The sequence below is a fragment of the Tenacibaculum sp. genome (assembly GCF_048269885.1).
In the GTDB taxonomy this organism is placed as follows: domain Bacteria; phylum Bacteroidota; class Bacteroidia; order Flavobacteriales; family Flavobacteriaceae; genus Polaribacter.
The window spans coordinates 24,078-34,655 of record NZ_JBLWTZ010000027.1; the positions used below are offsets into that span (position 1 = coordinate 24,078).

At 33.3% G+C, this 10,578-nt stretch carries 10 protein-coding genes; 3 read left to right on the plus strand and 7 right to left on the minus strand.

Features of this window, described 5'->3' with window-relative positions; genetic code table 11:
- Positions 1-9: 9 nt before the first annotated feature.
- The gene (locus tag ACN0WY_RS15615; protein ID WP_417800951.1) at positions 10-2,544 is read right to left on the minus strand and encodes a DUF559 domain-containing protein; all 2,535 of its coding nucleotides are present in this window, start codon (positions 2,542-2,544) and stop codon (positions 10-12) included.
- 61 nt (positions 2,545-2,605) lie between these two features.
- Between ACN0WY_RS15615 and ACN0WY_RS15620 the strand changes: the two genes are divergently transcribed.
- Positions 2,606-3,817: an RsmB/NOP family class I SAM-dependent RNA methyltransferase gene (locus ACN0WY_RS15620; RefSeq protein WP_417800952.1), complete on the plus strand. Its 1,212-nt coding sequence runs from the start codon at positions 2,606-2,608 to the stop codon at positions 3,815-3,817.
- 306 nt (positions 3,818-4,123) lie between these two features.
- A complete protein-coding gene (locus ACN0WY_RS15625) occupies positions 4,124-4,555 on the plus strand; it encodes a hypothetical protein (RefSeq protein WP_417800953.1) in 432 nt (143 codons plus the stop codon).
- Positions 4,556-4,606: 51 nt separating this feature from the next.
- Here the strand turns inward: ACN0WY_RS15625 and ACN0WY_RS15630 are convergent, their stop codons facing one another.
- Genes ACN0WY_RS15630 through ACN0WY_RS15645 form a run of 4 tightly spaced genes read right to left on the minus strand, consistent with a single transcriptional unit; the run spans position 4,607 to position 7,236 of the window.
- On the minus strand, positions 4,607-5,068 hold the full coding sequence (locus ACN0WY_RS15630) for a MaoC family dehydratase (protein WP_417800954.1): 462 nt from the start codon (positions 5,066-5,068) through the stop codon (positions 4,607-4,609).
- A gap of 6 nt (positions 5,069-5,074) precedes the next feature.
- Positions 5,075-5,695, minus strand: a complete 621-nt coding sequence (locus ACN0WY_RS15635; RefSeq protein ID WP_330486779.1) for a trimeric intracellular cation channel family protein — start codon at positions 5,693-5,695, stop codon at positions 5,075-5,077.
- Positions 5,696-6,814 carry a DEAD/DEAH box helicase gene (locus ACN0WY_RS15640; protein ID WP_330486780.1) on the minus strand — a complete coding sequence of 373 codons (1,119 nt, stop codon included), beginning with the start codon at positions 6,812-6,814 and terminating at the stop codon, positions 5,696-5,698. It lies immediately after the preceding gene.
- A gap of 35 nt (positions 6,815-6,849) precedes the next feature.
- A complete protein-coding gene (locus ACN0WY_RS15645; protein ID WP_330486781.1) occupies positions 6,850-7,236 on the minus strand; it encodes an acyl-CoA thioesterase in 387 nt (128 codons plus the stop codon).
- Between the two features lie 89 nt (positions 7,237-7,325).
- On the opposite strand from ACN0WY_RS15645, the gene ACN0WY_RS15650 reads away from it, so the two are divergent.
- Positions 7,326-8,663, plus strand: coding sequence for an MATE family efflux transporter (locus ACN0WY_RS15650; protein WP_417800955.1), 1,338 nt, complete (start codon positions 7,326-7,328; stop codon positions 8,661-8,663).
- On the opposite strand, the gene ACN0WY_RS15655 is transcribed toward ACN0WY_RS15650, so the two are convergent.
- Both ACN0WY_RS15655 and ychF read right to left on the minus strand, forming a co-directional pair.
- On the minus strand, positions 8,660-9,334 hold the full coding sequence (locus tag ACN0WY_RS15655) for a DUF2461 domain-containing protein (protein WP_330486783.1): 675 nt from the start codon (positions 9,332-9,334) through the stop codon (positions 8,660-8,662). The two genes, ACN0WY_RS15650 and ACN0WY_RS15655, sit on opposite strands and share 4 nt — an antisense overlap.
- Positions 9,335-9,416: 82 nt before the next feature.
- The gene (gene ychF / locus ACN0WY_RS15660; RefSeq protein ID WP_417800956.1) at positions 9,417-10,508 is read right to left on the minus strand and encodes a redox-regulated ATPase YchF; all 1,092 of its coding nucleotides are present in this window, start codon (positions 10,506-10,508) and stop codon (positions 9,417-9,419) included.
- Positions 10,509-10,578 lie beyond the last annotated feature (70 nt).

Sequence of the window (10,578 nt, forward strand, 5' to 3'; positions counted from 1 at the left end):
TACTTTGTGCTAGCTTATATAACTCCAAATTCCACTTGTTTTTTTAAGCTTCTCATAAGCTTTTAACAAGCTGGAATTTTTTGTTTCTGACAAATTAGGGTCTTCTTGAAGTAAATTTATAGCAGCTTTACGCGCTACATGTAATATCGGACTATCTTTAACCACATCGGCTATTTTAAGATTTAACACACCACTTTGTTGTGTGCCCATAATATTTCCTGGGCCCCGAAGTTTTAAATCTACTTCAGCTATTTTAAATCCGTCTGTAGTTTCTACCATCGTTTGTAATCGAGTTTTTCCATCAGAAGACAATTTATAGCTCGATAATAAAATACAATAACTCTGTTCAGCTCCACGCCCTACTCTACCTCGTAATTGGTGTAACTGACTTAACCCAAAACGTTCAGCACTTTCAATAACCATTACAGAGGCGTTTGGTACATTTACCCCTACTTCAATAACTGTAGTAGCTACCATAATTTGAGTATCTCCTTTGGCAAATCGTTCCATTTCATAATCCTTATCAGCGGGTTTCATTTGTCCATGAACAATACTTATTTGATATTTTGGAGAGGGAAACTCTCGAGAAATACTTTCATATCCGTCCATTAAATCTTTGTAGTCCATTGCTTCAGACTCTTGAATTAACGGATATACCACATAGGCTTGGCGTCCTTTAGCTATTTCATCTTTCAAGAACTTAAAAACACCTAATCGATTACTATCATAACGATGTACAGTTTTAATTTCTTTACGTCCAGGAGGCAATTCATCAATTACAGAAATATCTAAATCACCATAAACAGACATTGCTAATGTTCTTGGTATAGGTGTCGCAGTCATCACCAAAATATGAGGAGGAATAACAGCTCCTCCAACCTCCCCTGAAGGGAGGCTTTTTAAAGTTTCTTTTATGTTTTCTAAAACATTATCAATGTTGCCAATAACTTCTTCGTTTGTAAATCTAATTACCTTATATCCAAAATCAGTTAAAATTTCTGTACGCAAATTGTCTGCTTCTTCTTGTTCAGGAGTTTCATGATATTTCCCATCTACTTCAACGATGAGTTTTTTCTCTAAACAAACAAAATCAACTATAAATTCATCAATAATATGTTGTCTTCTAAATTTATAGTTTAATTGTTTTGTTTTTAAACTTTCCCATAAAACTCGCTCAGCAGGTGTTGTCTGTTTTTTACGTTGTTTTTGTAGTTCTTTTAAAAGTTTATATGTTGAAGGACGAGCTGTCATATATTTTTTACGAACTTCTTCTCCTTTCCCTTTGGGAAGGGCTGGGGTTGGGCTTCCTTTTTCCCACAACTTTCTTCTCTGCGCTACTCCAAAACGATGTTGCTCATCAATAATAGCAATCCCAAGATTTTTAAACTGTACTTTATCTTCTAAAATAGCATGGGTTCCTATCAAAATATGCAGCGAACCATCTTCTAAACTTTCGTGAATTTCTCTACGCTTTTTTGTTTTAGTAGACCCTGTAAGTAACTCAACTTTTATGTTGGTTTTCTCTAATAATTCTATTATCCCGTTATAGTGCTGTGTTGCAAGTATCTCTGTCGGAGCCATAATTGTAGCTTGATATCCATTATCAATAGCTAACAACATAGTCAATAACGCTACAATCGTTTTTCCAGAGCCTACATCTCCCTGTAGTAATCGATTCATGTGCGCTCCAGACCCTGCATCTTTACGAATTTCTTTCAGTACTCGTTTTTGAGCTCCCGTTAAGTCAAAAGGTAAATGATTGTTGTAAAAATTGGTAAACTCTTCTCCTACATGCTCAAAAACGAAGCCTTTTAACTTTGATTTTCGGATGAGTTTTTTTTGTAATAATTGCAATTGAATAAAGAATAACTCTTCAAACTTCAATCGATATTGAGCCTTTGTTAATAATTCTTGATTCTTAGGAAAATGAATATTTAATAGTGATTCTTTTTTACCTAAAAACTGATGTTCTTCAATAAAATAAGCTGGAAAAGTTTCTTCAATTTCATTATATGCTTGTTGAAACAAGTTTTGAATCATGGTACGCATGACCTTGTTACTTATTCCTTTGGTGCTTAGTTTTTCAGTAGATGGGTATACCGGTTGCATCGCCATTTGCAGCTTGCTTTTGTATTCTTTTACGGTTTCCATTTCTGGATGAGGCATATTAGGAGTGCCATTATACCAATTTAGTTTTCCGTAAATAACGTAGGGAACGTTTACTTTTAAGCTATCTTTAATCCATTTAACCCCTTTAAACCAAACCAACTCCATAGTACCTGTAGCATCTGAAAAAGTAGCTACCAACCTACTTCCTCTTTTTTGCTTTACGGTTTTAACTCCTGTTATTTTCCCTACGATTTGTACTTCAGCGGAGTTTTGTTGCAACTGATTAACCGTATAAAACTGTGTTTTATCGATATATCTATACGGGAAAAGGTGCAATAAATCGTTACACGTTTTAATACCTAACTCGCTAAATAACAACTCTGCTCTAGCAACACTAATTCCTTTTATATATGTTACGGGGTTATTTAAATTCATTAAGAACGAAAATACAAAAAGCCATTAAAATCAACTATCTTTGCACTCTTAAATTCATCAAATGAGATTACATAGAAATTTAGTTTTCGCGGTTATTGATAGCTTACGCGATATTTTTAATGAAGATGTATATGCAGATAAAGCTGTTGAAAAAGCGCTGAAGAGAGATAAACGCTGGGGAGCACGTGATAGAAAGTTTGTTGCAGAAACTATTTATGATGTGGTTCGTTGGAAGCGTTTATATGCAGAAATAGCAAATGTAAAAGCACCGTATTCTCGTCCTGATTTATGGCGATTATTTGCTGTTTGGTGTGTGTTAAAAGGAATTCAATTACCTGATTGGAATCAGATAGAGCCTACTCCTACAAGAAGAATCAAAGGTAAGTTTGATGAATTATTAAAAATAAGAAAATTTAGAGAATCTATTCCTGATTGGATTGATGAAGTTGGTGTACAAGAATTGGGTGAAGAAGTTTGGACCAAAGAAATAGCTGCTTTAAACAAACAAGCAGAGGTTATCTTACGTACAAATACGTTAAATACAACCAAAGCTCATTTACAAAAACAGTTAGCTTCTGAAGGAATTGACACTGAATTTATCAAAGGCTATGACGATGCTTTAAAATTAGTAGAAAGAGCGAATGTTTTTAAAACAGAGGCCTTTAAAAAAGGTTTTTTTGAAGTACAAGATGCTTCTTCTCAATTAGTAGCTGCTTATTTAGACGTAGCACCTGGAATGAAGGTCGTAGACACTTGCGCTGGGGCTGGTGGAAAGACTTTGCACTTAGCTTCTTTAATGAAAAACAAAGGACAGGTTATCGCAATGGATATTTACGAAAGTAAATTGAAAAAACTAAAAATACGTGCGAAAAGAAATGGAGCTCATAATATTGATACTCGTGTAATTGATTCTACCAAAGTAATTAAAAAGTTACAAGGGAAAGCCGATAGAGTTTTAATTGATGCTCCATGTTCTGGTTTAGGAGTAATTAGAAGAAATCCTGATAGTAAATGGAAGTTACAACCTGAATTTTTAGATAAAATTCGTGGTACTCAACAAGAAGTGTTGCAGCAATATTCTAAAATGGTAAAGGCAGGTGGAAAAATGGTATATGCTACTTGTTCGGTATTGCCATCTGAAAATCAACAACAAGTTGAGTTCTTTTTAGCTTCTGATGCGGGGAAAGATTTTAAGTTTGTAAAAGACGAAAAAGTACTATCGCATACATCTGGTTACGACGGATTTTACATGGCTTTATTAGAAAGAAAGTAAGCTATAAAAATAAAATATATTAAAAAAGGCTCGGGATAATATCTCGAGCCTTTCCTTTCAATCAACTATTAAAAACTAACTAATCACTAAACATTACTTGTTAAGTAATTATATGTTTATATGACGACTATTTTCTAATCTCGTTACATTAATTATTAGTCTTTAACATTATTTTAAGAAGCCCTATTATTTATTAGCTAATTACTTTCTTTTTTATGCCTACACTACTCTCTGATTTACAGTCTGTTTTGGATTTTGAGTTATTTATAACTACATTTAACAGTAACTAACTAAAAACTATATTTTATGACAGATTCAAACAAACCCACTACACTTTTTTGGATTATTGGTGTTGCAGCCTTAGTTTGGAATGGACTAGGTGTTATGTCTTACATTGGTCAAGCATATATGACCGATGAAGTCAGAGCCACTTTACCTGAGGCGGAAAGGGCTTTATACGAAAATATTCCTACTTGGGTTACTGCTGCTTTTGCAATTGCCGTTTTTGGTGGATTAATTGGTAGTGCTTTTTTATTAATGAGAAAAAAGTTAGCAAGACCAATGTTTTTACTTTCACTAATAGCTATCGTAGTTCAAATGTCGTATAACTTATTTATGAGTAGAGCGACTGAAGTATATGGACCAGGAAGTATTGTAATGCCTATAATGGTAATTGTTATAGGTGTGTTTTTATTGATGTATTCTAAAAAAACAATAGCGAAAGGTTGGTTGTCATAATACTAAGACAATATAAAACTTTAAAAGCTGTCTTTCATAAGGCAGCTTTTTTTATTCAAAAAGAACAAAAATAAATTCGGCAACACAAGCAGGTTTTTCTTGTCCTTTTATTTCTATTGTGCAATCAAAGGTTAGTTTTTTACCATTCTGAAAATCTTCTATTAGTTTAACAGCACTGATTAAACGTAATTCGCTATTTACAGGCACAGGATTAGGAAAACGAACTTTATTCAATCCGTAGTTTAATCCCATAGTTACACTTTTTACTTCAAATTGTTTAGATATGAGTTCCGACAACATAGAAACGGACATAAATCCGTGTGCTATTGTTGTTTTTGTTGGAGAATATTTAGCTGCTTTTGCTGTGTCGATATGAATCCACTGTTTATCTAATATAGCATTTGCAAAATCATTAATCATTGGTTGTGTTACAGTATACCACTCTCCTACTGGCAATTGTTTTCCTTCTATACTAGAAAGTGCTTCTAAATTTTCAAAAACTAATTTTTTCATGTTTTTTTATTTACCAAATACATCTTTTTTTATACGAGGAAGTTCCAATTTATATTGTACAGCAATTGTTCTTACAATAACAATGATACCTGCAGAAATAACAAATAGCAAATCTTCATTCATTTCTAAAGGAGCTAATAATAAATATACTATTCCTCCTGCTAAACATGCAGATGCATATATTTCTCTATGAAAAATTAACGGAATCTCGTTTGTTAACACATCTCTAATCACTCCTCCCATAACGGCAGATGACATTCCCATAACCAAAGCTACAAACGGATGCAAATTAAAACTGAGTCCTTTTTGAACACCTAATAAGGTAAATACGCTTATACCAATGGTATCGAATAAGAACATTGTTTTTCTTAATGGAGCTATTTTACTTCGAAATAAAAAAGTTGCTGCTACAGCTATTAAAATAGTCCAGATGTAATTGATATCTCCAATCCAGTTTATAGGATGTGCATTAATAAGCACATCTCTTGTCATTCCACCTCCTACAGCAGTCACAAAAGCGATGATAATGACTCCAAAAACATCAAACTTTTTTCTAATCGCTACCAATGCGCCACTAATGGCAAAAGCGAAGGTTCCTGCAATGTCTATGGCGTAAATTACATCCATTTATATTGATATTTCAGAAAATTGTATTTGTAATGTTCTTTCAACTTCAGCTAAACGATTTCTTTCATTTTGAAGAATTAATGCTAATGAAACTCCTCTTTTTCCTGCTCTTGCTGTTCTACCGCTACGGTGTGTATAATATTCTAACTGCTCTGGTAATTGATGATGAATAACAAAAGCTAAGTTTTGAACATCAATTCCTCTGGCTGAAACATCTGTAGACACCAATATTTGTAGGTTTCCATTTTTAAAAGCACGCATTACCTTATCACGTTCTTTTTGTTGCATATCTCCTTCAAGAGCTTCTACCGAAAAACCGTCTTCTTGTAACTCTTTCGTTAGTTTTTGAGCTCCTGCTTTGGTTCTTGAAAAAATGATTCCTCTTTCAGCATGTCTTTTTTCCAAAAACTTAATAATAACTCCTGTTTTTTCAGGAATCGTAGTTGTTACAAACTGATGCGTAATGTTGGCGTTCACCAATACATTTTTATTTACTTCAACTTGTTTTGCAGAAGCATTCATGTATTTTTTTATAATACTTCGAATTTCCTCAGGCATGGTTGCCGAAAACAACCATGTCTTACGAGTACCAGAAGTATATTTTAAAATGCGATTCAATTCTAATTTAAACCCCATACTAAGCATTTCATCAGCCTCATCAAGTACTAAGGTTTTGATATTTTTTAAGTCTACATCACCTCTTTCTATTAAATCAATCAAACGCCCTGGAGTTGCGACAATGATATGTGTCGTTCTTTTTAAATTGTTTATTTGACGCTCTATTTTTTCTCCACCGTACACTGCTTCTACAAAAATTGTATCATCCACATATTTTGTAAATTTAAATAGTTGCTTCTTTATCTGTTGTACCAGTTCTCTTGTAGGCGATAAAATTAACGCTTGAACAGTATCTTTTGAAGTATCTATTTTATGTAAAATAGGTAGACCATAAGCAGCTGTTTTACCTGTTCCTGTTTGTGCTAATCCAATAAAATCTGAATTATTTTCAAGTAAGTAAGGTATGGTTTCTTGTTGTACTTCAGTAGGAGTTGTTATTCCTAACTCTTTCAATCCCTTAACATATTCTTTTCGTACTCCTAATGCGGTAAATGTTGTCATTTTATAAATTTATAAGTGCAAAGATATTGTTTCTTTTACGGTAACAATAAGTTTGTTACTTCTTTCGTAATTCTTTTAGGCTTTTTTGTGTTAGCATCTAACAAACAAAAAGTAGTTTCAGATTTTACTAATAACGTTTCGCCTCTATACATTTCGAAGTGACGTACCGATCTTATCCCTGCTGTTTTTCCAACCCAAGTTCTAAGTGTTACTTCATCTCCTAATACAGCTTGATTTTTATAATCAATTTCATGTCGGATAACAAACCACACATAATCGATGTTCTTAACATTTTTAGAAAGTTCTTTCCAATGAGCATCTGAAATGTTTTGCATCCATTGTACATATACCACATTGTTTACATGGTTGTATTCATCTATTTCTTCTGGAGTTACGATATGCTTTTGTTCAAATAAATTCATATGACAAACTTACAGGATTGATGTTAATTATTACTTAAATCTAACGCTGTTTTTCTTTTGGATGAATAATTCACACTAATTTAGTCAGCATGAATACAATTGCCAACGATCTGGGTACGAAAAGCATTAGTCAACTTATTTTAAAACAAGCCATTCCTGCTTCTATTGGTATTTTAGTCATGTCGATTAATATGATTGTAGATACCATTTTTGTGGGGAGATGGATTGGTGTACTCGCTATTGCAGCAATTACTGTAGTACTCCCCATTGCTTTTTTAATTTCGTCGATTGGTATGGGAGTCGGAATTGGAGGAAGCTCTATAATTTCTAGAGCCTTAGGAGCTAATAAAGAAGATAAAGCCTTTGAAGTTTTTGGGAATCAAATTTCATTAACCATCGCGTTATCTGTTTTATTTGTGCTTGTAGGAACATTTTTCAGCACACCTATTTTAAGGCTTTTTGGAGCCAATGGAAACATTATAGTACCTGCTACTGAGTATTTCGATGTAATTGTTTGGGGTGTTCCGTTTTTGGCTTTTGCTATGATGGGTAATCCTGTTGTTAGAGCAGTTGGCAAACCCAATTATGCGATGCTTACCATGCTCTTCCCTGCCATTGCTAATATTTTCTTAGATGTCATTTTCATTAAGTTTATGAACTTAGGAATGTACGGTGCAGGTTTGGCTACCTCTATTTCGTATGCAGTTAGTGGAATATTTATTCTTTGGTTTTTTATTTCAAAAAAGACTGAATTAAAAATAATTCCCAAATATTTTAAATTGAATTTTTCTATTGTAAAAGAGATTGTTTCTTTAGGCGGTGTAACAGTAGTAAGACAAGGAACCATAAGTATTTTAACTATTGTTTTAAACTACTCTCTTTTTAAATATGGTGGTGAGATTTCAATTGCCATTTATGGTATTATCAATAGGGTTATGTTATTTGCCTTATTTCCTGTTTTAGGAGTTACCCAAGGTTTTTTACCTATTGCAGGATACAATTATGGAGCTAACAATACTGAAAGAGTAAAAGAAACTATAAAAACATCCATCCTTTTTGGCACCGGTATTGCTGTTTTAATTTTTATAATGATCATGTTATTTCCAACTGAATTAGTGGGGGTTTTTACTGAAGATGAAAAGTTATTAAAACTCACTCCTGATGCATTAATTGTAGCTTTTTTAGCAACTCCTGTAATAACTACTCAATTAATCGGATCTGCTTATTTTCAAGCAGCAGGCAAAGCATTACCTGCACTATTGTTAACCCTCTTAAAACAAGGGTTCTTTCTAATTCCTTTAGTGTATATACTTCCTAAATTTTATGGCGTAAATGGTGTTTGGATGTCTTTTCCTATAGCAGATGTTTTATCTACTGCGCTTACCTATGTTTATTTGAAAAGAGAAGTGAGATTGCACCTAAATTAATCTAAAACACTTTCTCCATTTAAGTTCGTGGTTAACACATCACTCATATAATTAAAAAACGGACGTAACGCTTTAAAAGCATCATTTACCTTTGTTAAAAAGTCTGGAGCTAACACTTCTTTATCAGAAAAACGTTGAATAGCGATGTAGCCTTTTTTACGAATCAAATCGATATCTGGATGTTCCTTATCAAACCCTTTAGGAGCAGTTTTAAGCTCATCTCCTTCTAGTTTACCTCCAAAATGTTGTACGTAGTTCTTTTCTTTTAAAATCTCTCTAATTTCAGAAGCGTCTACTTCAAACTCTTTACGAATACGTAAAAGATCTTCTTTATTTGGTTCCCAGAATCCACCAGCTACAAAACTATCTCCTGGAGAAACATGCAAATAATACCCTCCTCTTAATGCTGGCTTCTTTCTATGAAAAGAACCTCCAAAATGTGTTTTATAAGGCGTTTTATCTTTTGAAAAACGCACATCTCTGTAAATTCTAAACAACTTAAATTTATCAATCTCATCATGTTTATTTAAGTTTTCTTCAATCTTCTTATAAATAGCTTTTGCATTATTTTGAGCTGCTGTAAATTGTGCTTTATGCTCAGTAAACCATTCACGATTATTATTTTCTTTTAAGTCCTTTAAGAATTGAAATGTTTGTTTTTCTAGTTGCATCGTAAGTAAGCGTTTTAGAATTTCTAAGGTACAAAAAAACTCCACTAGATTTTAGTGGAGTTTAAGCTTTATAAAGTAAAAATTATACGTTAAATCTAAAGTGCATAATATCACCGTCTTTCACGATATACTCCTTACCTTCTACTCTCATTTTACCAGCTTCTTTTACCTTAGCTTCACTACCGAATGATACATAATCATCATAACTAATAGTCTCAGCGCGGATAAACCCTTTTTCAAAGTCTGTATGAATAACTCCTGCCGCTTGTGGTGCAGTTGCTCCTACCGGAATAGTCCAAGCTCTTACTTCTTTTACACCTGCAGTAAAGTACGTTTGTAAGTTTAGTAATTTATAAGCCGAACGAACCAAACGAGAAACTCCTGCTTCTTCTAATCCGATATCAGCTAAGAACATTTGACGTTCTTCATAATCGTCTAACTCTGTAATGTCAGCTTCCGTACCTACTGCTAATACAATAACTTCAGCATTTTCGTGTGCTACAGCTTCCTTAACTTTATCAACATATGCATTTCCTGAAACAGCTGAATCTTCATCAACGTTACACACGTATAAAACTGGTTTTGCTGTAATAAACTGTAGTGGTTTTACAAATTCTTCTTCTTTTTCTGTAAACTCAATAGAGCGAATAGATTTTCCTTCTAACAAAGTAGCTTCTACTTTCAATAAAATTTCTAATTCTACCTGAGCTTCTTTATTACCTGTTTTAGCAGTTCTTTTTACACGCTCTAAACGTTTTTGAACAGTCTCTAAATCTTTTAATTGAAGCTCAATATCAATAGTTTCCTTATCACGAATAGGATCTACTGAACCGTCTACATGCACAATATTATCATTATCAAAACAACGCAATACATGCAAAATAGCATCTGTTTCACGAATATTAGCCAAAAACTGATTCCCTAAACCTTCTCCTTTACTAGCTCCTTTTACTAAACCAGCAATATCCACAATCTCTACTGTTGCAGGCAGCACTCTTTCAGGATTTACTAGTTCTTCTAGCTTTTCTAAACGAGTATCCGGTACGTTTACTACTCCTAAGTTTGGTTCAATGGTACAAAACGGAAAGTTTGCACTCTGCGCTTTTGCATTAGATAAACAGTTAAATAAGGTTGATTTCCCTACGTTTGGTAATCCTACAATTCCAGCTTTCATTCTATTGTTTTATTGAAATTTTGCGAGTGCAAATATAGTGCTTTGCTTTCTAAAACTTTCAATTATTTAC

Coding starts and splice junctions, on each gene's coding strand:
- ACN0WY_RS15655 (WP_330486783.1), bottom strand. CDS start 9,334: ATGCAACTAGAAAAACAAACATTTCAATTCTTAAAGGACTTAAAAGAA.
- ACN0WY_RS15615 (WP_417800951.1), bottom strand. CDS start 2,544: ATGAATTTAAATAACCCCGTAACATATATAAAAGGAATTAGTGTTGCT.
- ACN0WY_RS15620 (WP_417800952.1), top strand. CDS start 2,606: ATGAGATTACATAGAAATTTAGTTTTCGCGGTTATTGATAGCTTACGC.
- ACN0WY_RS15630 (WP_417800954.1), bottom strand. CDS start 5,068: ATGAAAAAATTAGTTTTTGAAAATTTAGAAGCACTTTCTAGTATAGAA.
- ACN0WY_RS15650 (WP_417800955.1), top strand. CDS start 7,326: ATGAATACAATTGCCAACGATCTGGGTACGAAAAGCATTAGTCAACTT.
- ACN0WY_RS15625 (WP_417800953.1), top strand. CDS start 4,124: ATGACAGATTCAAACAAACCCACTACACTTTTTTGGATTATTGGTGTT.
- ACN0WY_RS15635 (WP_330486779.1), bottom strand. CDS start 5,695: ATGGATGTAATTTACGCCATAGACATTGCAGGAACCTTCGCTTTTGCC.
- ACN0WY_RS15640 (WP_330486780.1), bottom strand. CDS start 6,814: ATGACAACATTTACCGCATTAGGAGTACGAAAAGAATATGTTAAGGGA.
- ACN0WY_RS15645 (WP_330486781.1), bottom strand. CDS start 7,236: ATGAATTTATTTGAACAAAAGCATATCGTAACTCCAGAAGAAATAGAT.
- ychF (WP_417800956.1), bottom strand. CDS start 10,508: ATGAAAGCTGGAATTGTAGGATTACCAAACGTAGGGAAATCAACCTTA.